Raw genomic sequence first — 25465 nt, forward strand, 5'->3', positions numbered from 1 at the left:
AGCGCGCGTCGACGTCGGGGCGACCGCCGACGCTAGGCGACCCCTCCCGCTCTCCGCGTGCTGCGGATCGAGCCGCAGGTGTCGCCGTCCTCGGCCCATCCACCCCAGACAATAAGGTTGACTCCATGACCTTCTCGGTCGCCGTCTCCGGCGCTTCCGGCTATGCGGGCGGCGAGATCCTCCGCCTCCTCGCATCGCACCCCGACGTCGAGATCCGCACCGTCACGGCGCACTCGAACGCCGGGCAGCCCCTCATCGACCATCAGCCGCACCTGCGCTCACTCGCGCACCTAACGCTGCAGGACACCACCCCCGAGGTACTCGCCGGCCACGACATCGTGTTCCTCGCGCTGCCTCATGGGCAGTCCGCGCAGTACACCGACATGCTGTCGGACGTGCCGCTCGTCATCGATGCGGGCGCGGACCATCGCTTGACCGACTCGGCGGCGTGGGACGCGTTCTACGGCGGCGCGTTCTCGGAGCCGTGGGCATACGGCGTGCCCGAACTGGTCGTCGGATCCGAGAAGCAGCGCGGCGCACTCGTCGGTGCACGCCGGATCGCGGCCCCCGGATGCAACGCCTCGACCGTCTCGCTGAGCCTCGCGCCGGGTGTCGCCGCGGGAGTCATCGATCCCGGCGACATCGTCACCGTTCTCGCCGTCGGCCCGTCCGGCGCGGGCAAGAGCCTCAAGACGAACCTGCTCGCGTCCGAGGTCCTCGGCACCGCCAACCCGTATGCCGTGGGCGGCACGCATCGGCACATCCCCGAGATCCGACAGGCGCTCGCCGCCGCCGCGCCCGCTGCCGGCGACATCCGCATCTCGTTCACTCCCGTTCTCGTCCCCATGTCCCGCGGCATCCTCGCCACCTCGACCGCCCCGATCGCGCCCGGCGTCACCGACGCGCAGATCCGTGACGCGTGGGAGTCGGCATACGCCGATGAGCCGTTCGTGCACCTGCTTCCGGAGGGATCCTTCCCGCGCACCGCAGACGTGCTGGGCGCCAACACCGCGCTCCTCGGCCTCGCGATCGATCGCGCCGCCGGCCGCGTTGTGGTTGTGGCAGCGGTCGACAACCTCGTCAAGGGCACCGCCGGTGCCGCGATCCAATCGATGAACATCGCCCTCGGCCTCCCCGAGACGACGGGCTTGAGTGTGAACGGAGTGGCACCGTGAGCGTCACGGCAGCGCAGGGATTCGAGGCGGCCGGAGTCGCCGTCGCTCTGAAATCGACGGGGGCAGCCGATGTCGCCGTCGTCGTGAACCGCGGTCCGAAGAAGGTCGGTGCCGCCGTCTTCACGACGAACCGCGCCAAGGCGAACCCGATCCTCTGGTCGCAGCAGGTCATCGGCGACGGTGTCGTCGAGGCGATCGTCCTCAACTCCGGCGGGGCCAACTGCTTCACCGGCTCCTTCGGATTCCAGACCACGCATCAGACCGCGGAGAGGGTGGCTGAGCTGCTCGGCGTCGGCGCGGGCGATGTTCTCGTCTGCTCGACGGGGCTCATCGGTACGGGCGACGAGATCTTCCGAGGCAAAGTGCTCGACGGTGTCGACCAGGGCGTCGCAGCCCTCTCGACGGACGGGGGAGAGGCGGCATCCCTCGCCATCATGACGACCGACTCGCGGCCGAAGCGCGCCGTCGTCACGCGGGGCGGCTGGACCATCGGCGGCATGGCCAAGGGCGCCGGCATGCTGGCGCCGGGACTTGCGACCATGCTTGTCGTCATCACGACCGATGCCGACCTCGATGCGCCGTCGGCTGACGCCGCGCTCCGCGATGCGACCCGGGTGAGCTTCGACCGGCTCGATTCCGACGGCTGCATGTCGACGAACGATCAGGTGACACTCCTCGCGAGCGGAGCCAGCGGCATCCGTCCCGAGCCTGCCGAGTTCGCCGCCGCCCTCACCGAGCTCTGCCTCGATCTCGCCGCGCAGCTGCAGGGGGATGCCGAGGGGGCGAGCCACGACATCACGATCGAGGTCGTCGGCGCCGCGAACGAGGACGACGCCGTCACCGTCGGCCGCTCGGTCGCGCGCAACAACCTCTTCAAGGCTGCGATCTTCGGCAACGACCCCAACTGGGGTCGCGTCCTCGCCGCGATCGGCACGACGGATGCCGCCTTCGACCCCTACGACGTGGACGTGTCCTTCAATGGGGTCCGCGTCTGCACGGCCGGCGGCCCCGATCGCCCGCGCGAGGAGGTCGACCTGACGCCACGCGCGACGCACATCCGTATCGACCTGCGCGTCGGAGACGCGGCGGCGACGATCCTCACGAACGACCTCACGCACGACTACGTCCACGAGAACAGTGCCTACTCGTCATGACCGACATCCAGAAGACCACTCCTGAAGAAGCCGCCGGCAAGGCTGCGGTCCTCGTCGAGTCCCTCCCGTGGCTCAAGCGATTCCGCGATCAGATCGTCGTCATCAAGTACGGCGGCAATGCGATGGTCAGCGAGGAGCTGCAGGCCGCGTTCGCCGACGACATCGCCTACCTGCACCATGTCGGCGTGAAGCCGGTCGTCGTCCACGGCGGCGGTCCGCAGATCTCCAAGATGCTCGACCGGCTCTCCATCGCCAGCGAGTTCAAGGGCGGATACCGCGTCACGAGCACCGAGGCGATCGGCGTCGTCCGCATGGTGCTGGCCGGCCAGATCAATCCGCAGCTCGTGTCCCGCATCAACGCGCACGGGTCGTTCGCGACCGGGATGTCGGGCGAGGACGCGGGGCTCTTCCGCGGCCGCCGTCGCGGTGTCGTCGTCGACGGCGCCGAGCACGACCTCGGCCACGTCGGTGACGTCGTCGGAGTCGACCCGACGGCGATCCTCGACCACCTCGCGGCCGACCGGGTGCCCGTGGTGTCGTCGATCGCGCCCGACGTCGATCACCCGGGGAGCTCGCTCAACGTGAACGCGGATGCCGCGGCCGCCGCGCTGGCCGTGGCTCTCGGCGCGGTCAAACTCGTGATCCTGACCGATGTCGCGGGCCTCTATGCCGACTGGCCGAACCGCGATTCGCTCGTCTCGCACCTGACGGCGACGGAGCTCCGCACGATGCTGCCGAGCCTGGAGTCGGGGATGATCCCCAAGATGCAAGCCTGCCTCGATGCCGTCGACGGCGGCGTCGACCGGGCGGCGATCATCGACGGCCGGCAGCCGCACTCGGTGCTGGTCGAGCTCTTCACGCAACGCGGAATCGGAACAGAGGTGGTGGCGGGATGACCGCGCAGGCGACGGTGAGCTGGAAGGATGACGCGTCTCGCGACCTCGTCCTCAACTCGGGAGACCGGTTCGCGCTGCTCGTGCGCGGCGAGGGTGCGCACCTGTGGGATGACGAGGGCACCCGCTACCTCGACTTCCTCGGCGGCATCGCGGTCATCTCCCTCGGCCACGCCCACCCGGTGTTCGTGAAGGCCGTGGCGGATCAGGCCGCGACCCTGGGTCACGTCTCGAACTACTTCGCGACGCCTCCTCAGCTGGGGCTCGCTGCTCGGCTGAAGCGTCTCGCCGGCACGGGTGAGTCCGGCCGGGTCTACTTCGGCAACTCGGGCGCCGAGGCGAACGAGGCGGCGTTCAAGCTCGCTCGACTCCACGGCGGGGCGGATCGCCCCCGCATCCTCGCCCTGAAGAACGCCTTCCACGGCCGCACCATGGGAACGCTCGCCCTCACCGGCAAGCCCGCGATGCAGCAGCCGTTCGAGCCGATGGTTCCCGGCGTCGAGTTCCTCGATTCGACGATCGAGGCGCTCGAAGCCGCGATCGACGACCGCGTGGCAGCGCTGTTCGTCGAGCCGATCAAGGGGGAGGCCGGTGTCCTCGAGTTGCCGGAGGGATACCTCGCCGCCGCCCGTGAGCTGACCGAGCGTCACGGCGCCCTGCTCATCATCGACGAGATCCAGACGGGCGCGGGCCGGACCGGCGCGTGGTTCGCGTTCCAGCACACCGGCATCACGCCCGACGCGATCACGGTCGCGAAGGGCATCGGCAACGGCATCCCGATCGGCGCGCTCATCACGTTCGGCGCGGCCAGCGACCTCTTCTACCCCGGAACCCACGGCTCCACGTTCGGGGGAAACCCGCTGGCGACGGCCGTCGCGTCCGCCGTCCTCGACGAGATCGAGAGCGCCGGGTTGGTCGACGCTGCCGCGGAGCGCGGTCAGCAGATCCGCGACGCGGTGACGGCGATCGGTTCCGCCCTGGTCGAGGGATGCCGCGGCCAGGGCCTTCTGATCGGCGTCGCCCTGCGGCATCCCGTCGCCGGGGCGGTGGTCGCCGCCGCCCAGCAACACGGGTTGATCATCAACGCGGCCAACGACTCGACGATTCGTCTCGCGCCGGCGCTGACGATCGGTGACGTCGAGATCGACGAATTCCAGACCCTGTTCGCCCGAGCCCTCGCCACCGTCGAGGACGCCCTGATGCTCGACGACACCCACGAGACCCCGGAGGCCTCCGCATGACCCGCCATCTGCTGCGCGACGACGACCTGACCCCCGCTGAGCAGGCCGAGATCCTCGACCTCGCCCTCGAGCTGAAGGCTGATCGCTGGAGGGAGAAGCCCCTCGAAGGGCCGCAGACCGTCGCGGTCATCTTCGACAAGTCCTCCACCCGCACCCGGGTGTCGTTCGCGGTCGGCATCGCCGATCTGGGCGGATCGCCGCTCATCATCTCGACGGCCAACAGCCAGCTCGGCGGCAAGGAGACCCCCTCCGACACGGCGCGCGTGCTCGAGCGCCAGGTCGCGGCGATCGTCTGGCGCACCTACGCCCAGGCGGGTCTCGAGGAGATGGCGGCGGGAACGCGTGTCCCCGTCGTGAACGCGCTCAGCGACGACTTCCACCCCTGCCAGCTGCTCGCCGACCTCCTGACCATCCGCGAACACAAGGGCTCGCTCGCCCGCCTCACGCTCGCGTTCTTCGGTGACGGACTGTCCAACATGTCGCACTCCTACGCTCTCGCGGGCGTCACCGCGGGTATGCACGTGCGCATCGCGTCGCCCGATGCCTACGCGCCGCGTCCTGACGTCGTCGCCGACGCCGATCGCGTCGCCGCCTCTACCGGGGGTTCTCTCACCCTGTACACCGACCCCCTCGAAGCCGCCGCCGGGGCCGACGTCATCGTCACCGACACATGGGTGTCGATGGGCAAGGAAGAGGAGAAGATCGCACGTCTTCGCGACCTGGGCGCCTACAAGGTCACGCAGGAGACGATGGCACTGGCGCAGGACGATGCGATCTTCATCCACTGCCTTCCTGCGGACCGCGGTTACGAGGTCGACGCCGACGTGATCGACGGGCCGCAGAGCGTGGTGTGGGACGAGGCGGAAAACCGCCTGCACGCGCAGAAGGCGCTGCTGGTGTGGCTGCTGCGTCAGCAGTGACGGATGCCTGGCGGAGCTGGAACGGCCCCGCCAGGCTCCACGGCATCGATCTCGCCCGGGCGCTCGCCGTCTTCGGGATGCTCGCCGCCCACCTGCTGACGATCGACGAAGACCTGACGCTGTCGGATCCGTCGTCGTGGGTCGACCTCGTCAACGGCCGTTCGTCGATCCTCTTCGCGATCCTCGCGGGAGTCTCGATCGCGCTCATGTCCGGTGGCAGGATGCCGCACCACGGCGAGCGGCTCCGGGTGAGCAGGCGCCGGCTCGCCGTCCGGGCCGTCGCACTGTGGATGATCGGTGTGCTCCTCACGGCGACGGGCGTCCCGATCTACGTGATCCTCCAGGCCTACGGCATCCTGTTCCTTCTCGCTCTCCCCCTCCTCGCGCTGTCCGTCCGGGTGCTCTGGGCGATTGCGGCATCCGTCGCGATCCTCATGCCCTGGGTGCTTCCCTTCCTCGACGCCCTCCCGATCTGGACCGGCGAGTCGGGGGAGACGCTGTTCTTGTTCACCGGGTGGGCGTACCCGTTCCCGTTGTGGATCGCGTTCGTGACCGCGGGTATCGCGCTCGGGCGGACGGATCTGCGGAGCGCGACCAACCAGGTGACGATCCTCGCGGGCGGCGTCGCCGCGGTCGTGATCGGGAGCGTCCTCGCGATCGTCGCGAGCGCGGGCGGCATGTCGTCACCGGGAACGTACGGCGAGGCCGTCTTCGCGGGGGAAGCGCACAGCGGTGGTCTCGTGGAAGTCATCTCGTCAGGCGGGTTCGCGGTGGCCATCATCGGAGCCTGTCTCCTGCTGTGTCGCACGCCGCTGACGTGGTTGGTGACTCCGCTCCGCGCGGTGGGATCCATGCCGCTGACCGCGTATGTCGGCCAGGTGCTGGTGTGGGCTGTCGTGGCTCTCGGTGTCTTCGACGACACGACGGACCTCGGTGCATTCCGCGATCTCGGACTCTTCTGGTGGTTCTGTCTGGGCGCCGTCGTGTTCTGCACGTTGTGGGCAGTGCTGCGCGGCCAGGGCCCGCTCGAGCGCGGGTTGGCGTTCGTCTCGCGCCGCCTGGTGCCGGGGTGGAGCCTCGACCCCGCCGATAGGGTGTATCCGTGAGTGAGAGCAAGAGCGACGCGACGAATCAGGGTGCACTGTGGGGCGGGCGGTTCGCGACCGGACCCTCGCCGGAACTGGTCGCACTCAGCCGTTCCACCCACTTCGACTGGTCATTGGCGGAGTACGACCTCGCGGGATCGCACGCCCACGCTCGTGCCCTGGCCGGTGCGGGGTACCTCACGACGGACGAAGAAGCGCGGATGCATGCCGGGCTCGACGCGCTCGGTGAGGCGGTGCGCGCCGGCGATCTGGTGGCCGTCGATTCGGATGAGGACGTCCACGGCGCCCTGGAAGCGGCGCTGATCCGCGAGGTCGGTCCCGAGCTCGGCGGAAAGCTTCGCGCGGGTCGCAGCCGGAACGACCAGATCGCCACCCTCGTGCGTCTGTTCCTCCTCGACCACTCCCGGGTGATCGCGCGTGACCTCCTCCGTGTGATCGATGCGATCGTCGCGCAGGCGGAATCGCACCCCGCCGCGATCATGCCCGGGCGCACTCACCTCCAGCACGCCCAGCCCGTCCTGCTGGCCCACCACCTTCAAGCGCACGCCTGGCCGCTCATCCGTGACCTCGAGCGTCTCCGCGATTGGACCGCCCGCGCATCCGTCTCGCCGTACGGCGGGGGAGCGCTCGCCGGTGCGACGTTCGGTCTCGATGCGCAGGCGGTGGCGCAGGATCTGGGCCTGGCACGCCCGGCAGAGAACTCGATGGACGGCACCTCATCCCGCGACGTCGTCGCGGAGTTCGCGTTCATCGCCGCGATGATCGGCGTCGACATCTCGCGGTTCGCCGAAGACATCATCATCTGGAACACGCGAGAGTTCTCGTTCGTCCGCCTCGACGACGGCTTCTCGACCGGGTCGAGCATCATGCCGCAGAAGAAGAACCCTGACATCGCTGAGCTCGCTCGGGGCAAGTCGGGCCGTCTGATCGGAAACCTCACGGGTCTTCTCGCCACGTTGAAGGCTCTGCCGCTCGCCTACAACCGCGACCTGCAGGAGGACAAGGAGCCCGTCTTCGACTCGGTGGCGACGCTCGAGGTGCTCCTCCCGGCATTCGCCGGGATGATCGCGACGTTGCGTTTCGACACCGACCGCATGAGCAGCTCCGCGCCCGAGGGTTTCTCGCTGGCCACCGACGTGGCCGACTGGCTCGTGAAACGCGGCGTCCCCTTCCGCGACGCACACGAGATCTCGGGTGCGCTCGTCCAGGCGTGCGAGGTGCGTGGGATCGGGCTCGAGGACGCCGACGACGCTCTGCTGGCAGAAGTGTCGGAACATCTGGATGCCGACGTCCGCGAGGTGCTGACGATCGAGGGATCCGTCGCGAGCCGAGACGGGGTCGGGGGGACGGCGCCCACACGGGTGACGGAGCAGCGATCTGCGCTCGTCGCACGTGCGCAGGAGCTCGCGCGCGACCTCCGTCTGTGACGCGAGCCCGCCTCGCTTATATCCGCAAGACAATAAGCAAAAGTCTTATTGCGCGGGAGACATAACCGCCGTACTCTTCCTGTCATGACTCCCCGTGTCGCTGTGATCGCCGACATCGTCGGCTCGCGCGATCTCGTCGATCGCGCGGGAGCGCAGCGCTCGATCGTCGCGACCGCTCATCAGGTACATGCCGACCACCCGGTGACGACATCTCCCATGACGGCGACCGTCGGCGACGAGTTCCAGGCCGTCTACCCCGATCTCGCGGCCGCCTTGACCTCGCTCCTGTTGGTTCAGCTGCGCCTCCCGGACGGCGTGCACCTGCGGTTCGGGCTCGGCGTCGGAGATGTCGACCCCATTGATGACACCATCACCGACGGGCCCGGCTGGTGGGCTGCGCGTGCCGCGATCGACGAGGCTCACCGTCTGCAGGACCGCGCCGTGCCGCGGGCACGCACGAGGATCGCCGCCGCGGAGGGAGAGGATGCCGTCATGCTCGAACGCATCGCGTACGCCAACGCCTACGTCCTCGCCCGCGACGAGCTCGTCGCTTCGATGAGCGACCGCAGTCGCCGCCTCACGTACGGCAGGTGCCTCGGGCGCACCCAGCGCGAACTGGCGGATGCCGAGGGAATCACCCAACCGGCGGTCTCACAGGCTCTCGCGAGTGCCGGCTCGGCCGCGCTCGTCGCGGGGTTCGCCGACCTGGTCAAGGATCTGCCGTGATCGGCGCCGGGATCGTCCTGCTGGCGGTCGGCCTCGCAGATCTCATTCGCCTGCACGTCCCGGCACGTCTCCGTGTGCCGAGCTATGCACTCGCGGTCCTCGCTGTCCTGATCGGCTCCGCCGGAGCAGATGCCGCGATCTGGGCGTTCGTCGCTGTGGGCGTCGCCGTGCTGTGGGTCGTCGCGACCCCGGGTTCCACCGTGGGGCGGTCGGGCCTGTGGCCGATCGTCGGCGTTGCACTTGTGACACTCGGCGCCGTCGCATTCGAAGGTGTCCGCGCCGATCAAGGCCCGCTGGGAGCGCTCTGGCCGGTCGACTCGCCGCTGGGTGCCGTCAGTCTCGACGTCGGCGTCTTCGTTGTCGGGACGCTCGTCTTCCTGACAGAGTCCGGCAACGTCGTGGTCCGATCCGCACTCCGGGGCGGCGATGTCGCGTCGGATGCGCCGACCGTGCTTAAGGGCGGCCGCCTCATCGGGCCGCTCGAACGGGTGCTGGTGTTCGCCCTGACCGTGACGGGAGCATTCACGCTGCTCGCCGCCGTCCTCGCCGCGAAGGGGATCGTGCGGTTCCCGGAGATCTCCCGCGACACCGATCTCGGCACGCGCGCCGAGTACTTCCTCATCGGCAGCCTCGTCAGTTGGGCGTCGGCGCTCGGCGCAGCCTTCTTGCTCTGGTGGGGGACGTCCACCTGATCCTTGCCGCCCCGAGATTTATCTGCTTGTCTCTCGGCATGGCGAAAATGGAGCACTTCGAGATTCCCGTCGATGACATCGATCGGGCGCAGGCCTTCTACAAAGACGTCCTCGGCTTCGATTACACCCCCTGGGGCGAGGAGATGGGGACGATCACACAGCCCGATGGCGAGGGCGCCAACGGCGACCTTCACGTCCGGGATGTCGTGCCGCACCCGACGGTCGTCTTCACCGTGGACCGAATCGAGGACACCGTCGCACTCGCCGTCGCTGCCGGCGGTGAGCAGGTGGGGGAGATCCAGCCGCTCACCGAGCGCTCGCGCTGGGTCTATCTCCGCGATTCGGAGGGCAACGTGATCGGCCTCTACGACGAGGTGTCACCGGACTGATCCGCCCGGACCCCGCTGGTAGCCTGGAAGGCGTGTCTGAAACCGTTCCGAGCGTCGAAGTGACGGCCCTCGCACCCGCCAACGACCCGTCCTTCGAGAACGTATGGGACGAGATCGTCTGGCGCGGCCTTGTGCACGTGTCGACCGACGAGGGGGCGCTGCGGGAGCTTCTCGGTGGCGACCCCATCACGTTCTACTGCGGATTCGACCCGACGGCGGCGTCGCTGCACCTCGGGCATCTGGTGCAGTTGCTGACCGTGCGACGTCTACAACTCGCCGGACACCATCCCCTCGGACTCGTGGGGGGATCGACGGGGCTCATCGGCGATCCTCGTCCGACAGCGGAGCGCACCCTCAACTCGCGAGAGACCGTCGCCGACTGGGTAGGACGGCTCCGTAGCCAGATCGAGCGTTACCTCAGTTTCGACGGGGAGAACGCGGCTCGGATGGTCAACAACCTCGACTGGACGGCGCCGCTGTCCGCGATCGACTTCCTTCGAGAGATCGGAAAGCACTACCGCGTCGGCACCATGCTGAAGAAGGATGCCGTCGCCGCCCGGCTCAACTCGGATGCCGGCATCAGCTACACGGAATTCAGTTACCAGATCCTGCAGGGACTGGACTTCCTCGAGCTCTTCCGCCAGTACGGCTGCGTTCTCCAGACCGGCGGATCGGACCAATGGGGCAACCTCACGAGCGGAACGGACCTCATCCATCGCGTCGAGGGGGTCAGCGTGCACGCGATCGGCACTCCGCTAATCACCAACAGCGATGGCACGAAGTTCGGCAAGAGCGAGGGCAATGCGATCTGGATCGACGCTGAGCTGACGAGCCCGTTCTCGTTCTACCAATTCTGGCTATCGACGGCGGACGCGGACGTCGTCCAGCGGTTGAAGATCTTCACGTTCCTCACCAGAGAAAAGATCGAGGAGTACGCGGGCCTCGTCGAAACCGAACCCTTTCGGAGGGCAGCTCAGAAGCGCCTCGCACTCGAGGTGTGTGCCGTCGTCCATGGCCTCGAGGCGACGGAGGCCGTCATCGCCGCGACCGAAGCTCTTTTCGGGCAGGGGGATCTCCGCAGTTTGGATGCGGCGACCCTCCGGTCCGCTCTCTCCGAGCTTCCGCACGTGGTGGCGGAACAGCCCGTCCCAATCGTTCAAGCGTTGATCGACACCGCACTCGTCCCGAGTGCGAGTGAGGCACGGCGAGCGATCGCCCAGGGGGGCGTGAGCGTGGACGGCGAGAAGATCGCGGACGACACGTACATGGTGTCCGGGACCTTGCCGGGCGGAGTCTCCGTGGTTCGGCGAGGCAAGAAGACCCTCGCCGGAGTCTTCGTCGCCTGACCGGCCACTCGCCTGACGGCCGCCCGTTCTCTCCCGGAGAGTGGGCGGCCGTCGCCGTTCGTCAGGGCTCGTGCACCACGCGACACGCCCGGGATGCGGGCGTGATTTGCCCGACTCCTGGCAGCCGCGTAACTTATTACTTGTTCGCCCCACAGGGAAGAGCGAGAGTCCGAAAGGCCTCCGGCCCCCTCAAGCGGAGAACAAAATCCATCCCAAACCTCTCCTAGAGAGAACAAGGCCTTGTGGTCTAGGATGGGGACTCCACCTCGAAGCCCCGTGGTGATGAGCCTGTACGACCTTCTGGTTGCTGCATGCCGTCCCGTACGGGAGTCGAGCGAAGAGTAGAGAGGTTGCCTCACTACGAAGCCCTTGTGGGTGGTGTGGGAGCATCCGATCCTTGAGAACTCAACAGCGTGCACTTGTCAAATGCCAAATAACCTCTACCCAGTTTCGGCTGGGTGAGATTCCTTTGGATCAAAGTCCGGCTTCTTCCGGGAAGTCGGCATTAGATAGTCAGCAATGATTTATCTGTTTGGTCAGTTCAAACTCGCTGCTTCGGCCTATTCCGGTCGTTGTCAGTATTTTTCTTTTACGGAGAGTTTGATCCTGGCTCAGGATGAACGCTGGCGGCGTGCTTAACACATGCAAGTCGAACGGTGAAGCAGAGCTTGCTCTGTGGATCAGTGGCGAACGGGTGAGTAACACGTGAGCAACCTGCCCCTGACTCTGGGATAAGCGCTGGAAACGGCGTCTAATACTGGATATGAGCTGCGACCGCATGGTCAGCAGTTGGAAAGATTTTTCGGTCTGGGATGGGCTCACGGCCTATCAGCTTGTTGGTGAGGTAATGGCTCACCAAGGCGTCGACGGGTAGCCGGCCTGAGAGGGTGACCGGCCACACTGGGACTGAGACACGGCCCAGACTCCTACGGGAGGCAGCAGTGGGGAATATTGCACAATGGGCGAAAGCCTGATGCAGCAACGCCGCGTGAGGGATGACGGCCTTCGGGTTGTAAACCTCTTTTAGCAGGGAAGAAGCGAAAGTGACGGTACCTGCAGAAAAAGCGCCGGCTAACTACGTGCCAGCAGCCGCGGTAATACGTAGGGCGCAAGCGTTATCCGGAATTATTGGGCGTAAAGAGCTCGTAGGCGGTTTGTCGCGTCTGCTGTGAAATCCCGAGGCTCAACCTCGGGTCTGCAGTGGGTACGGGCAGACTAGAGTGCGGTAGGGGAGATTGGAATTCCTGGTGTAGCGGTGGAATGCGCAGATATCAGGAGGAACACCGATGGCGAAGGCAGATCTCTGGGCCGTTACTGACGCTGAGGAGCGAAAGGGTGGGGAGCAAACAGGCTTAGATACCCTGGTAGTCCACCCCGTAAACGTTGGGAACTAGTTGTGGGGTCCATTCCACGGATTCCGTGACGCAGCTAACGCATTAAGTTCCCCGCCTGGGGAGTACGGCCGCAAGGCTAAAACTCAAAGGAATTGACGGGGACCCGCACAAGCGGCGGAGCATGCGGATTAATTCGATGCAACGCGAAGAACCTTACCAAGGCTTGACATATACGAGAACGGGCCAGAAATGGTCAACTCTTTGGACACTCGTAAACAGGTGGTGCATGGTTGTCGTCAGCTCGTGTCGTGAGATGTTGGGTTAAGTCCCGCAACGAGCGCAACCCTCGTTCTATGTTGCCAGCACGTAATGGTGGGAACTCATGGGATACTGCCGGGGTCAACTCGGAGGAAGGTGGGGATGACGTCAAATCATCATGCCCCTTATGTCTTGGGCTTCACGCATGCTACAATGGCCGGTACAAAGGGCTGCAATACCGCGAGGTGGAGCGAATCCCAAAAAGCCGGTCCCAGTTCGGATTGAGGTCTGCAACTCGACCTCATGAAGTCGGAGTCGCTAGTAATCGCAGATCAGCAACGCTGCGGTGAATACGTTCCCGGGTCTTGTACACACCGCCCGTCAAGTCATGAAAGTCGGTAACACCTGAAGCCGGTGGCCCAACCCTTGTGGAGGGAGCCGTCGAAGGTGGGATCGGTAATTAGGACTAAGTCGTAACAAGGTAGCCGTACCGGAAGGTGCGGCTGGATCACCTCCTTTCTAAGGAGCATCTGAAGACTTCGGTCTTCCAGAACCCAGATCGAGACGAATGTTCTCGCTGGGAGCTCATGGGTGGAACATTTGACGAGGTGTGGGAGGGTGACCTTCGAATTCAGTACGGCCTTCGGGTCTGGAACGGTTCGGGGTAAGGCTTCTTGCACATGCACGCTGTTGGGTCCTGAGGGACCGGATGTGTTGTGACCTTCGGGTTGTGGCATGACGAACCTCAGGGCCTTTTCTATGTCGGTGTTGCCGGCGTGGGGAGGGTACCGCCCGTACTTTGAGAACTACACAGTGGACGCGAGCATCTTTGAACTGATCTTTGATCGGTTCAGAAAGATGATCTTAAAGATCATTAGTCAATTTCGATTGACGATTCAACTCATGTGATTTCAAGTCTTTAAGAGCAAACGGTGGATGCCTTGGCATCTGGAGCCGAAGAAGGACGTAGCAATCTGCGATAAGCCTCGGGGAACTGATAAGCAAGTTTTGATCCGAGGGTGTCCGAATGGGGAAACCCCGCTGGGCGGCGTGCCGACCTAGTGACTCCCGCCTGAATATATAGGGCGGGTAGAGGGAACGTGGGGAAGTGAAACATCTCAGTACCCACAGGAAGAGAAAGCAACCGCGATTCCGTTAGTAGTGGCGAGCGAAACCGGAACAGGCTAAACCGAGTACGTGTGATATCCGGCAGGAGTTGCGTATTCGGGGTTGTGGGACTTTTCAGACAGTTCTGCCGATCTGTCGGCGTTACAAGAAGGTATAGACGAACCGCATTGAAAGGCGGGTCATAGAGGGTGCCAACCCCGTAGTCGAAATGCCTCTCTTGACGCGAAGAGTATCCCAAGTAGCACGGGGCCCGAGAAATCCCGTGTGAATCTGTCAGGACCACCTGATAAGCCTAAATACTCCCAGATGACCGATAGCGGACAAGTACCGTGAGGGAAAGGTGAAAAGTACCCCGGGAGGGGAGTGAAATAGTACCTGAAACCGTTTGCTTACAAACCGTTGGAGCCTCCTTAGTAGGGGTGACAGCGTGCCTTTTGAAGAATGAGCCTGCGAGTTAGCGATATGTGGCGAGGTTAACCCGTGAGGGGTAGCCGTAGCGAAAGCGAGTCTGAATAGGGCGATTCAGTCGCATGTCCTAGACCCGAAGCGAAGTGATCTATCCATGGCCAGGTTGAAGCGACGGTAAGACGTCGTGGAGGACCGAACCCACTTAGGTTGAAAACTGAGGGGATGAGCTGTGGATAGGGGTGAAAGGCCAATCAAACTTCGTGATAGCTGGTTCTCTCCGAAATGCATTTAGGTGCAGCGTTGCGTGTTTCTTGCCGGAGGTAGAGCTACTGGATGGCCGATGGGCCCTACAAGGTTACTGACGTCAGCCAAACTCCGAATGCCGGTAAGTGAGAGCGCAGCAGTGAGACTGTGGGGGATAAGCTTCATAGTCGAGAGGGAAACAACCCAGACCACCATCTAAGGTCCCAAAGCGCGTGCTAAGTGGGAAAGGATGTGGAGTTGCCTTGACAACCAGGAGGTTGGCTTAGAAGCAGCCACCCTTGAAAGAGTGCGTAATAGCTCACTGGTCAAGTGATTCCGCGCCGACAATGTAACGGGGCTCAAGCACGCCACCGAAGCTGTGGCATTGACATTATTGGTAGGCCTTCGTGGTCCAGCCGTGTTGATGGGTAGGAGAGCGTCGTGTGGCCAGCGAAGCGGCGGTGTGAACCAGCCGTGGAGGCTACACGAGTGAGAATGCAGGCATGAGTAGCGAAAGACGTGTGAGAAACACGTCCTCCGAAAGACCAAGGGTTCCAGGGTCAAGCTAATCTTCCCTGGGTAAGTCGGGACCTAAGGCGAGGCCGACAGGCGTAGTCGATGGACAACGGGTTGATATTCCCGTACCGGCGAAGAACCGCCCAAGCTAATCCAGTGGTGCTAAGAGTCCTAACCCGGCTGAGTGGATCCCTTCGGGGTGAAGCCGGCCGGTCTAACGCTCGACCCCGTTCTGGTGCGGCTAGCGTATTAACAGGTGTGACGCAGGAAGGTAGCCCATCCCGGGCGATGGTTGTCCCGGGGCAAGTGCGTAGGCCGAGAGATAGGCAAATCCGTCTCTCACATAGGCTGAGACACGATGCGGATAAAAAGTGGGTGATCCTATGCTGCCAAGAAAAGCATCGACGCGAGGTTCAAGCCGCCCGTACCCCAAACCGACTCAGGTGGTCAGGTAGAGAATACCAAGGAGATCGAGAGAATCGTGGTTAAGGAACTCGGCAAAATGCCCCCGTAACTTCGGGAGAAGGGGGGCCTTCCGCTTATTAGGATTTACTCCGAAAGGGCGTGGAGGCCGCAGAGACTAGTGGGTAGCGACTGTTTACTAAAAACACAGGTCCGTGCCAAGTCGCAAGACGATGTATACGGACTGACGCCTGCCCGGTGCTGGAAGGTTAAGAGGACCGGTTAGCCGCAAGGCGAAGCTGAGAATTTAAGCCCCAGTAAACGGCGGTGGTAACTATAACCATCCTAAGGTAGCGAAATTCCTTGTCGGGTAAGTTCCGACCTGCACGAATGGCGTAACGACTTCCCAACTGTCTCAACCGCGAACTCGGCGAAATTGCATTACGAGTAAAGATGCTCGTTACGCGCAGCAGGACGGAAAGACCCCGTGACCTTTACTATAGCTTTGTATTGGTGTTCGGTGTGGCTTGTGTAGGATAGGTGGGAGACTTTGAAGCGGTGACGCCAGTTACCGTGGAGTCATTGTTGAAATACCACTCTGGTCACTCTGGATATCTAACTTCGAACCGTAATCCGGTTCAGGGACAGTGCATGGTGGGTAGTTTAACTGGGGCGGTTGCCTCCCAAAAAGTAACGGAGGCGCCCAAAGGTTCCCTCAACCTGGTTGGCAATCAGGTGGCGAGTGTAAGTGCACAAGGGAGCTTGACTGTGAGACTGACAGGTCGAGCAGGGACGAAAGTCGGGACTAGTGATCCGGCAGTGGCTTGTGGAAGCGCTGTCGCTCAACGGATAAAAGGTACCTCGGGGATAACAGGCTGATCTTGCCCAAGAGTCCATATCGACGGCATGGTTTGGCACCTCGATGTCGGCTCGTCGCATCCTGGGGCTGGAGTAGGTCCCAAGGGTTGGGCTGTTCGCCCATTAAAGCGGTACGCGAGCTGGGTTTAGAACGTCGTGAGACAGTTCGGTCCCTATCCGCTGCGCGCGTAGGAAATTTGAGAGGATCTGACCCTAGTACGAGAGGACCGGGTTGGACGAACCTCTGGTGTGCCAGTTGTTCTGCCAAGAGCACCGCTGGTTAGCTACGTTCGGGATGGATAACCGCTGAAAGCATCTAAGCGGGAAGCCGGCCTCAAGATGAGATTTCCATACCTTCGGGTGAGAGGCTCCCAGCCAGACTACTGGGTTGATAGGCCGGATGTGGAAGCGTGGTAACACGTGAAGCTGACCGGTACTAATAAGCCGATGACTTGATAACACACCGTTTAGGTGCTTGCGTCCACTGAGTGGTTCTCGATGTACGGTCGAGAACCGCATAACGTTTAATCGTTGTGCAGATTGAAACATCAATAGTGTTTCGGCGGCCATAGCGTGAGGGAAACGCCCGGTTACATTCCGAACCCGGAAGCTAAGCCTCACAGCGCCGATGGTACTGCAGGGGGGACCCTGTGGGAGAGTAGGACACCGCCGGACTTCTTTCGTGAAATGGCCACCCAAAGTTGGGTGGCCATTTCTCGTTAACGCGTATGCAGGAGGACAGAGAAGATGACTGACGAGAAGCGCCCTGACAAGTCGGGCGGTAAGCGGAAGTTCACGCCTGCTTCCTCGAGCTCGCGTGACGATCGATCGCGCGACCGCGCCCGCCCGGATCGTGGAGATCGCGATCGCGGTGCATCTGAGCGTCGCGATGGCGAACGGAGTTCGGCTCCCCGTCGCGACGGGGAGCGTCCCTCGTATCCGAAGCGTGATGGTGACCGTCCGCAGCGTGATGGGGATCGTCGTCCCAACGAGAACCGTGGTGGCGATCGGCCCTCGTATCCGCGTCGCGATGGCGACCGACCGTCGTACCCGCGGCGGGATGGAGAACGCCGTCCGTACGAGAAACGTGACGGAGATCGTCCGTCGTACCCGAAGCGTGACGGGGACCGTCCGTCGTACCCGAAGCGTGACGGGGACCGCTCGTCGAACCCGAAGCGTGATGAGGAACGCCGTCCGTATGAACGGCGTGACGGTGACCGTCCCTCGTCCGCGCGTCGTGATGGCGATCGTCCGTCGTACCCGCGTCGTGATGGCGATCGTCCGTCGTACCCGCGTCGCGACGGCGATCGTCCGTCGTACCCGCGTCGTGATGGCGATCGTCCGTCGTACCCGCGTCGTGATGGCGATCGTCCGTCGTACCCGCGTCGTGATGGCGATCGTCCGTCGTACCCGCGTCGCGACGGCGATCGTCCGTCGTATCCGAAGCGTGATGGCGATCGTCCGTCGTATCCGCGTCGCGATGGCGATCGTCCGTCGTATCCGAAGCGGGATGGCGATCGTCCGTCGTATCCGCGTCGCGATGGTGACCGTCCCTCGTATCCCAAGCGGGATGGGGAACGCCGTCCGTACGAGCAGCGCGACGGAGACCGTCCGTCGTACCCGCGTCGCGACGGCGATCGTCCGTCGTACCCGAAGCGCGACGGAGACCGGCCGTCCTATCCGCGTCGGGACGGAGATCGCCCCTCGTATCCGAAGCGGGATGGCGATCGTCCGTCGTATCCGAAGCGGGACGGGGACCGTCCCTCTTACCCGCGTCGGGACGGGGACCGCCCCTCTTACCCGCGCCGGGACGGGGACCGGCCGTCGTACCCGAGCCGTGACGGCGACCGCCGATCGTCTCGCCCGCCCCAGGATTCGGACCGCCGCAGCATGCCGGCAGGTCCGGTCGTACCTGACGAGATCACAGCTCGTGACCTCAATGGGGCAGCCCGCAACGAGCTGAAGACACTGAGCAAGGACAATGCCGAGCAGGTCGCTCGGCACCTCGCGATGGCAGCACTGCACATCGACGACGACCCGGCACTGGCACACGAGCACGCACTGGCGGCATCCCGGAGCGCAGGCCGAATCGCAGTCGTCCGCGAAACAGTCGCGATCACGGCTTACGCAGTCGGGGACTTCGCGCTGGCTCTGCGGGAACTGCGGACGTTCCGTCGCATCTCCGGTCGAGACGACCAGATCGCCCTCATGGTCGACAGCGAGCGCGGCGTCGGGCGACCGGATCGCGCCCTCGAGGTCGGCCGCGCTGTCGACCGCGCAGCGCTTCCCACGGACGTGCGCGTCGAGTTGGCGATCGCCATGTCGGGCGCCCGTCTAGACCTGGGGCAGACTGACCGCGCCCTGCAGGAACTCGACATCCCCGAACTCGATCCCGACACCGCCTATCCGTGGAGCCCGGGCCTCTTCGCCGCGCGCGCGGCTGTTCTCGAAGAGCTCGGTCAGGTCGACGAAGCAGCGAAGTGGCAGCGGCGTGCAGATGTCGCGGAGGCTGCGCTCGGAGAGATCGACGCTGACACGGAGACGATCGAGGTCGATGAAATCGACGAGATCGAGATCGATGAGGAGCCTGAGGGCGACGACGAGATCGACGACGATGAGACCGAGATCGACGACGAAGCCGAGGGCGAGCTCGAAACCGAGTTCGACGCCGAGGTTTCGGCCGTCGACGAACTCGACGGCGAGAAGGATGCCGCTGCGTCGGCGAGCCCGGATGCCTCCGAAACCGCCGAGACGCCGGCATCCGATCGGGAGGACGGCCCGGAGGATCGCGCCTGATGGGACTCTTCTCCCGCTCTCGGCCCACTCCGCTGGACGGCGTCGATCTGGTCCTCGCGGATCTGGACGGCGTCGTCTATGCCGGTGACTCCGCGATCCCGCACGCCGTCGAAGCGTTGACAGCGTCCCGCGCTCAGCGGCCGCTCGCCTACATCACGAACAACGCCTCGCGGCGTGACAGCGTCGTGGCGGCGCATCTCACCGACCTCGGTCTCGAGACGCAGCCGCGCGAAGTGGTCACGAGCCCCCAGGCTGCGGTCCGACTTCTGCGCGACAAGGTGCCGGCCGGTGCGACGATCCTGGTCGTCGGCGGGGACGGACTCGTCTTCGAGCTCGAGAAGGCGGGGTACGCGGTGACGCGGAGCGCAGACGATAGGCCTGCGGCCGTCGTCCAGGGCTTCGCACCCGAAGTCGGTTGGGCACAGCTCGCCGAAGCCGCCTACGCCCTCGCGCTGCCCGAAGACGAGGGGGGCATCCCGTGGATCGCGACGAACACCGACTGGACGATCCCGCAGTCTCGCGGCATCGCACCGGGTAACGGCACGCTCGTGTCCGCGGTCCACACCGCCGTCGGTCGCCTTGCGACCGTCGCGGGAAAGCCCGAACGGCCGATCTTCGACGAAGCGGTCGCGCGGTTCGGGGCGCAGCATCCACTCTTCATCGGCGACCGGCTCGACACCGACATCGCCGGCGCTCAGGCAGCCGGAATCGAATCGGTCCTCGTGCTCACGGGAATCGATCGGCCCAAGCACGTCCTTGCGGCACCGACAGTCTCGCGTCCGACGTACATCGTCGGCGACCTGCGGGAACTCCACGAGCCGTACCCCGAGACGATCGTCAAGGGCGATGTGACCACGGTCGGCGGCGCCTCTGTGCGGATCGATGGACCTGACGTGCACATCGTCTCGGAGGGGGATCGCCCCGTCGACCTCGTCCGTGCCGGCGCAGCTGCCATCTGGGCCACCGGTCGCGCGATCTACGGTTTCCGTGTGCCGGAGCGCCTGTACGCCGACCCGTTCCACCGCCGCTGATCACGGCGCGCTCCCCCTCACGACCCGCGTCCGCGGGGCCGCGTAGGGTGGGGATCATGTCGATGGATGCTGCGGACGGCGACGCGCGCCGGGAGGATCTCCTCTCAACGCTCGAGGTCATCGAGGACCAGCCCTTGGGGGAGCGGGCCGCGGCCTACGCACTGCTCCACGATGAGCTGGCCAAGCGCCTCGAATCGGGTCCACGCGACCCGAACGCATGAGCACCCGCCTCGACGCGGCTGTCGCCGCTCGCGGGCTCGCGCGTAGCCGCACGCACGCGGCGCAACTCATCGATGCCGGCCTGGTGAGCGTCGACGGGCACCCCGTGGTGAAGTCCTCCGTGAAGGTCGGCGACGATCAGGTGATCGAGGTCGCGGCATCCGATCACTACGTGAGCCGCGCTGCGCACAAGCTCATCGCCGCCCTCGACGCCTTCGACGTCGACCCGTCTGGACGCGTCGCCCTCGACATGGGCGCCTCCACGGGAGGGTTCACCCAGGTCCTCGTCGAGCGCGGCGCAACCCGGGTACTCGCTGTGGACGTCGGGCACGGCCAGCTCTCCGCGGAGGTTGCCGGGCTCCCCGAGGTCATCTCGGTCGAAGGCTTCAACGTGCGGCACATGACACCGACGTCTCTCGCAGAGGCGAGCGGCTCGGCAGACGTTCCTTCGCTCGTCACCGGCGACCTCTCCTTCATCTCCCTCACTCACGTCCTGCCCGCGGCGGCCTCGGTCTGCGATCCCCGCGGCGATCTCGTGCTGCTGATCAAGCCGCAGTTCGAAGTCGGACGCACCGGCGTCCGAGAAGGACTGGTGACGGATGCCGGGCGCCGGGCCGACGCCGTCGCCACCGTCCTCTGGGCGGCCTGGGATGCCGGCCTCGGCACTCACGGCGTGATCGCGTCCCCGATCGCGGGAACCCACGGCAATCGCGAGTTCCTCGCACATCTCCGTCCCGGGACGAGCGACGACGTGAATCCGACACAATGGTTGGACACCGTGAACCGACTGGCGGGAGCCGCATGACCGACGCGACGCGCAACATCCTCGTGGTGGCGCACGCGCTGCGCGAGAACACCGTCGCAGGCGCCCGGCGCGTCGTCGCGGCCATTCACGATGCCGGCCTCCAACCGGTCGTTCCGGGGGATGACCCCGAACTCGCCGCGGTCCTCGGCGACCTCGACACCGTCGTCCTCGGCGAGGGCGGCGTCGACGTCTCCGACATCGAGGTCGCCATCGTCCTCGGCGGCGACGGCACGATCCTCCGCGCGGCGGAGCTGGTGCGGGCGGCATCCGTGCCCCTTCTCGGCGTCAACATGGGACACGTCGGGTTCCTCGCGGAGCTCGAGGCGGATGACCTCGACGAGGCGATCGGGCGGGCACTCGCGCGCGACTACGAGATCCATGAGCGGATGACGCTGTCGGTCGAGGTCCGTGACTCCGCCGGTGGCCTCGTGTACTCGACTTGGGCGCTCAACGAAGCGACCGTCGAGAAGGCGTCCCGTGAGCGGATGCTCGAAGTCATGATTGAGATCGACGACCGGCCGCTGTCATCCTTCGGGTGCGACGGCGTCGTCGTCGCGACCCCTACCGGATCGACCGCCTACAACTTCTCGGCAGGCGGACCTGTCGTCTGGCCGTCGGTGCAGGCACTCTGCCTCGTGCCGCTGTCCGCGCACGCCCTCTTCGCGCGCCCTGTCGTCCTCGGCCCCGAGACCGCTGTCTCGATCGATGTCCTCGAGCGCAATCAGGGTCTCGGCGTGCTCTGGTGCGATGGGCGCCGTTCTCATGACCTTCCGCCCGGCGCACGCGTCATCGTGCGGCGGTCGGGGCGTCCGGTGCGCCTGGCCCGTCTGCACCGGTCCGCGTTCACCGACCGCCTCGTGCGCAAGTTCCAGCTCCCCATCGCCGGCTGGCGCGGCGGCGCGGAGACAGCACTGTGATCGAGCAGATCCGCCTTCGCGATCTCGGCGTGATCGCGGGGGCGACGTTGCCGATCGGCGCGGGCTTCACGGCGATCACGGGTGAGACCGGTGCGGGAAAGACGATGGTGGTCACGGGGCTGGGGCTTCTGCTCGGGCAGCGCGCCGATTCGGGCGCGGTGCGCGCCGGCGCGGATCAGGCCGCGGTCGACGGTGTGTGGATCGTCCCCGAAGACGGACCGATCGTGGACCGAGTGCGGGATGCCGGGGGCGACGTCGAACCCATCGGAAACGGACGAGCGGAGCTCTACCTCGGCCGCACGCTGTCGAGCGAAGGCCGCAGCCGGGCCACGGTGGGCGGCAGAACCGCACCCGCGGGCGTGCTCGCCGATCTCGCCGACCAGCTCGTCGTGGTCCACGGCCAGTCCGACCAGTTGCGGCTGACGTCCGCCACCGCGCAGCGCGAGGCGCTCGACCGCTTCGGCGGCGCCCCGGTGGCTGAAGCGCTCACGCGTTACCGCGAGGTGTGGGATGCCTGGCGCACCGCCGCCGCTGAGCTCGAGACCCTGACGACCGAGCAGAGCGCCCGCGCCCGCGAGGCGGACGAGCTCCGCGCGGCGATCGCCGACATCGAGTCGGTCGACCCGCAGCCGGGGGAGGACGTCGAGCTCGCGCAGCGCGCGGACCGCCTGGCGAACGCCGAGGAACTGCGGATCGCGGCAGCGACCGCCCACACGGCTCTCTCGAACGAGGACGACCTGCCCGATGTGCAGGCTCTCCTCGCCGAGGCCCGCCGCGCTCTCGAGCGCGCTGCCGGTTCCGATGAGGTGCTCCGCGGGCACGCCGCGGCGATCGAGGAGCTCGGGTACCGCGTGGCCGACGTCGCGGGCGACCTGAGCGGCTACCTCGCCGACCTCGACGAGGGCGGCCCCCACGAGCTTGCTGCCGTCGAGGGACGTCGCGCCGTGCTGGGTGCCCTCATCCGGGTCCACGGATCGCTCGATGAGGCATTGACGCTTCTCGCCACCGGGTCCGCGCGTCTCGTCGAACTCGATGACGACAGCGACCGGATCGAACGGCTCACCGCAGACCGCGACCGGCTCCGCGACGACCTCGATGCGCGAGCCGCCGAGCTGACGGATGCGCGGCGAGCGGCGGCATCCCGTCTCGGTGAAGCCGTGACCGAAGAGCTCCGCCACCTCGCGCTGCCCGATGCGCGACTGACGGTCGCCGTCGAACCCGGTCCGGAGGCCGCTCACGGCCGCGACGTCGTCACGATCCAGCTCGCCCCGCACCCCGGAGCGAGCCCGCGACCCGTGGCGCGCGGTGCGTCCGGGGGTGAGCTCAGCCGCGTCATGCTCGCGATCGAGGTGGTGATCGCGGCGACCGACCCCGTTCCGACGTTCGTCTTCGACGAGGTGGATGCCGGTATCGGCGGCGCCGCGGCGATCGAGGTCGGCCGGCGACTCGCGAAGCTCGCCGAGACGAGCCAGGTCATCGCCGTCACCCACCTCGCGCAGGTGGCCGCGTTCGCCGGCAACCATCTGTCGGTCGTGAAGTCGAACGACGGCTCCGTCACGGCGTCGAGCGTCCGCCGCCTCGAGGGCGAGGAGCGGGCAGCCGAGATGGCGCGCCTGCTGTCGGGGATGGCCGACTCGGATGCCGCCCTCGACCATGCGCGCGAACTGCTCGCCCTCGGCCGGGCTCGCTGAGCGACACGCGTCTGAGCGACACGCCTCTGAGCGACCACCGGGGCGGGCGCCGGACCGGGCACGCGAGAGGGCTGATAGAGTGAAAGCCCGTGACGGACTCTTCGGGCGCGGGACGCAAAAACAACGACATCACCAAGCACATCTTCGTGACGGGTGGTGTCGTTTCGTCTCTCGGCAAGGGCCTCACCGCCGCCAGTCTCGGTAACCTTCTCACCGCGCGCGGTCTCCGCGTCGTCATGCAGAAGCTCGACCCGTATCTGAACGTCGACCCGGGAACGATGAACCCGTTCCAGCACGGCGAGGTCTTCGTGACCGACGACGGCGCCGAGACCGACCTCGACATCGGCCACTACGAGCGCTTCCTCGACATCGAGCTGAGCCAGGCGGCGAACGTCACGACGGGCCAGATCTACTCCGAGGTCATCGCGAAGGAGCGCCGCGGCGAGTACCTGGGCGACACGGTCCAGGTCATTCCGCACATCTCGGACGAGATCAAGCGCCGCATGCGTCTGCAGGCGAGCGAAGAGCCCCGCCCCGACGTGATCATCACCGAGGTCGGCGGCACCGTCGGCGACATCGAGTCGCAGCCGTTCATCGAGTCGGCGCGGCAGATCCGCCACGAGCTGGGCCGCGACAACGTCTTCTTCGTGCACGTCTCGCTCGTGCCGTTCATGGGCGCATCGGGCGAGCAGAAGACCAAGCCCACGCAGCACTCCGTCGCGACGCTTCGCTCCATCGGCATTCAGCCCGACGCGCTCGTTCTGCGCAGCGACCGTCCCGTGACGGAGTCCAACAAGCGCAAGATCGCGCTCATGTGCGACGTCGACGAGGACGCGGTCATCAACACCGTCGACCTGCCCAGCATCTACGACATCCCCTCGACGCTCAGCGATCAGGGTCTCGACGCGTACATCGTGCGCCGCCTGGGCCTCGACGCCAAGGCGGGCGAGATCGACTGGACCCGCTGGAACAAGGTCCTGAACGCGGTCCACAACCCCAAGCACGAGGTCACCGTCGGCCTCGTCGGCAAGTACATCGACCTGCCCGACGCGTACCTGTCGGTGACCGAGGCGCTCAAGGCCGGCGGTTTCGCCCAGGAGACGAAGGTCCAGATCGTCTGGATCCCCTCCGATCTTTGCGAGACGCCGGAGGGCGCCGCGAAAGCCCTCTCCGCCGTCGACGGGATCGTGATTCCCGGTGGGTTCGGCATCCGCGGTATCGAGGGTAAGCTCGGCGCCCTCAAGTTCGCCCGCGAGCAGGGGCTTCCGACGCTCGGCATCTGCCTCGGCCTGCAGTGCATGGTCATCGAGTACGCCCGCCACGTCGCCGGCATTGAGGATGCCTCATCGAGCGAGTTCGATCCCGACACGACGCACCCGGTCATCGCGACCATGGCGGAGCAGGTCGACATCCTCGACCGCGGCGACATGGGCGGCACGATGCGCCTGGGCCTGTACGAGGCCGCGTTGGCCGAAGGGTCGCTCGCGGCCGAGCTGTACGGCTCGGACCGTGCGACCGAGCGTCACCGGCACCGCTACGAGGTCAACAACACGTACCGCCAGCAGATCGCGGATGCGGGCCTCTGGTTCTCGGGCCTGAACCCCGACCTCGACCTCGTCGAGTACGTCGAGCTTCCCCGTGACGTCCACCCGTACTACATCGCGACGCAGGCGCACCCCGAGCTCCGCTCGCGCCCGACCGAGGCGAACCCGCTGTTCCGCGGTCTCATCGCCGCAGCGCTCGACCGCCACCGCGCGAGCGAGCTGTTCGACGTCGAGAACGAGGACTGA

19 protein-coding genes and 3 rRNA genes are annotated in these 25465 nt (G+C 65.7%); all 22 read left to right on the plus strand.

Translation table 11 applies throughout. The features are described 5' to 3' along the window. The first annotated feature begins 125 nt into the window (after nt 1–125). Complete coding sequence (gene argC / locus ABQ271_RS05160) at nt 126–1175, plus strand: N-acetyl-gamma-glutamyl-phosphate reductase (protein WP_349310437.1); 1050 nt, start codon at nt 126–128, stop codon at nt 1173–1175. Further along, on the plus strand, nt 1172–2329 hold the full coding sequence (gene argJ, locus ABQ271_RS05165; RefSeq protein ID WP_349310438.1) for a bifunctional glutamate N-acetyltransferase/amino-acid acetyltransferase ArgJ: 1158 nt from the start codon (nt 1172–1174) through the stop codon (nt 2327–2329). The genes argC and argJ overlap by 4 nt, the downstream gene beginning before the upstream one ends. Continuing rightward, entirely contained in the window at nt 2326–3225 is a 900-nt protein-coding gene (gene argB, locus ABQ271_RS05170) for an acetylglutamate kinase (protein WP_349310439.1), read from the plus strand. The genes argJ and argB overlap by 4 nt, the downstream gene beginning before the upstream one ends. Then, nucleotides 3222–4463: an acetylornithine transaminase gene (locus tag ABQ271_RS05175; protein WP_349310440.1), complete on the plus strand. Its 1242-nt coding sequence runs from the start codon at nt 3222–3224 to the stop codon at nt 4461–4463. Before argB ends, ABQ271_RS05175 begins: the two co-directional genes overlap by 4 nt. Beyond that, complete coding sequence (argF, locus tag ABQ271_RS05180) at nt 4460–5383, plus strand: ornithine carbamoyltransferase (protein WP_349310441.1); 924 nt, start codon at nt 4460–4462, stop codon at nt 5381–5383. The genes ABQ271_RS05175 and argF overlap by 4 nt, the downstream gene beginning before the upstream one ends. Further along, a complete protein-coding gene (locus ABQ271_RS05185) occupies nt 5362–6489 on the plus strand; it encodes a heparan-alpha-glucosaminide N-acetyltransferase domain-containing protein (protein ID WP_349310442.1) in 1128 nt (375 codons plus the stop codon). Before argF ends, ABQ271_RS05185 begins: the two co-directional genes overlap by 22 nt. Continuing rightward, entirely contained in the window at nt 6486–7916 is a 1431-nt protein-coding gene (gene argH / locus ABQ271_RS05190) for an argininosuccinate lyase (RefSeq protein WP_349310443.1), read from the plus strand. The genes ABQ271_RS05185 and argH overlap by 4 nt, the downstream gene beginning before the upstream one ends. Before the next feature lie 84 nt (nt 7917–8000). Beyond that, on the plus strand, nt 8001–8642 hold the full coding sequence (locus tag ABQ271_RS05195; RefSeq protein WP_349310444.1) for a SatD family protein: 642 nt from the start codon (nt 8001–8003) through the stop codon (nt 8640–8642). Next, nucleotides 8639–9334 carry a hypothetical protein gene (locus ABQ271_RS05200; protein WP_349310445.1) on the plus strand — a complete coding sequence of 232 codons (696 nt, stop codon included), beginning with the start codon at nt 8639–8641 and terminating at the stop codon, nt 9332–9334. The genes ABQ271_RS05195 and ABQ271_RS05200 overlap by 4 nt, the downstream gene beginning before the upstream one ends. Nucleotides 9335–9372: 38 nt before the next feature. Continuing rightward, a complete protein-coding gene (locus ABQ271_RS05205; RefSeq protein ID WP_349310446.1) occupies nt 9373–9723 on the plus strand; it encodes a VOC family protein in 351 nt (116 codons plus the stop codon). 32 nt (nt 9724–9755) lie between these two features. Continuing rightward, nucleotides 9756–11069 (plus strand): tyrosine--tRNA ligase, encoded by a 1314-nt coding sequence (gene tyrS / locus ABQ271_RS05210; protein ID WP_349310447.1) that lies wholly within the window; start codon nt 9756–9758, stop codon nt 11067–11069. Nucleotides 11070–11657: 588 nt separating this feature from the next. Further along, a 16S ribosomal RNA gene (locus ABQ271_RS05215) occupies nt 11658–13180 on the plus strand. Between the two features lie 390 nt (nt 13181–13570). After that, nucleotides 13571–16676, plus strand: a 23S ribosomal RNA gene (locus tag ABQ271_RS05220). Nucleotides 16677–16774: 98 nt separating this feature from the next. Continuing rightward, nucleotides 16775–16891 (plus strand): 5S ribosomal RNA (rrf, locus tag ABQ271_RS05225). Together the 16S, 23S and 5S rRNA genes form the textbook arrangement of a ribosomal RNA operon. Before the next feature lie 142 nt (nt 16892–17033). Continuing rightward, the gene (locus ABQ271_RS05230; protein ID WP_349310448.1) at nt 17034–18179 is read left to right on the plus strand and encodes a hypothetical protein; all 1146 of its coding nucleotides are present in this window, start codon (nt 17034–17036) and stop codon (nt 18177–18179) included. Between the two features lie 47 nt (nt 18180–18226). After that, nucleotides 18227–19012 carry a hypothetical protein gene (locus ABQ271_RS05235; RefSeq protein WP_349310449.1) on the plus strand — a complete coding sequence of 262 codons (786 nt, stop codon included), beginning with the start codon at nt 18227–18229 and terminating at the stop codon, nt 19010–19012. Then, on the plus strand, nt 19012–20043 hold the full coding sequence (locus tag ABQ271_RS05240; RefSeq protein WP_349310450.1) for an HAD-IIA family hydrolase: 1032 nt from the start codon (nt 19012–19014) through the stop codon (nt 20041–20043). Before ABQ271_RS05235 ends, ABQ271_RS05240 begins: the two co-directional genes overlap by 1 nt. A 56-nt stretch (nt 20044–20099) precedes the next feature. Then, the gene (locus tag ABQ271_RS05245) at nt 20100–20264 is read left to right on the plus strand and encodes a hypothetical protein (RefSeq protein ID WP_157681063.1); all 165 of its coding nucleotides are present in this window, start codon (nt 20100–20102) and stop codon (nt 20262–20264) included. Then, nucleotides 20261–21067 (plus strand): TlyA family RNA methyltransferase, encoded by an 807-nt coding sequence (locus tag ABQ271_RS05250; RefSeq protein WP_349310451.1) that lies wholly within the window; start codon nt 20261–20263, stop codon nt 21065–21067. The genes ABQ271_RS05245 and ABQ271_RS05250 overlap by 4 nt, the downstream gene beginning before the upstream one ends. After that, nucleotides 21064–21984: an NAD kinase gene (locus tag ABQ271_RS05255; RefSeq protein ID WP_349310452.1), complete on the plus strand. Its 921-nt coding sequence runs from the start codon at nt 21064–21066 to the stop codon at nt 21982–21984. The genes ABQ271_RS05250 and ABQ271_RS05255 overlap by 4 nt, the downstream gene beginning before the upstream one ends. Beyond that, the gene (gene recN, locus ABQ271_RS05260) at nt 21981–23675 is read left to right on the plus strand and encodes a DNA repair protein RecN (RefSeq protein WP_349310453.1); all 1695 of its coding nucleotides are present in this window, start codon (nt 21981–21983) and stop codon (nt 23673–23675) included. The genes ABQ271_RS05255 and recN overlap by 4 nt, the downstream gene beginning before the upstream one ends. 89 nt (nt 23676–23764) lie before the next feature. Further along, the gene (locus ABQ271_RS05265; RefSeq protein WP_349310454.1) at nt 23765–25465 is read left to right on the plus strand and encodes a CTP synthase; all 1701 of its coding nucleotides are present in this window, start codon (nt 23765–23767) and stop codon (nt 25463–25465) included.

It is taken from the genome of Microbacterium sp. MM2322, from assembly GCF_964186585.1.
Lineage (GTDB): Bacteria > Actinomycetota > Actinomycetes > Actinomycetales > Microbacteriaceae > Microbacterium.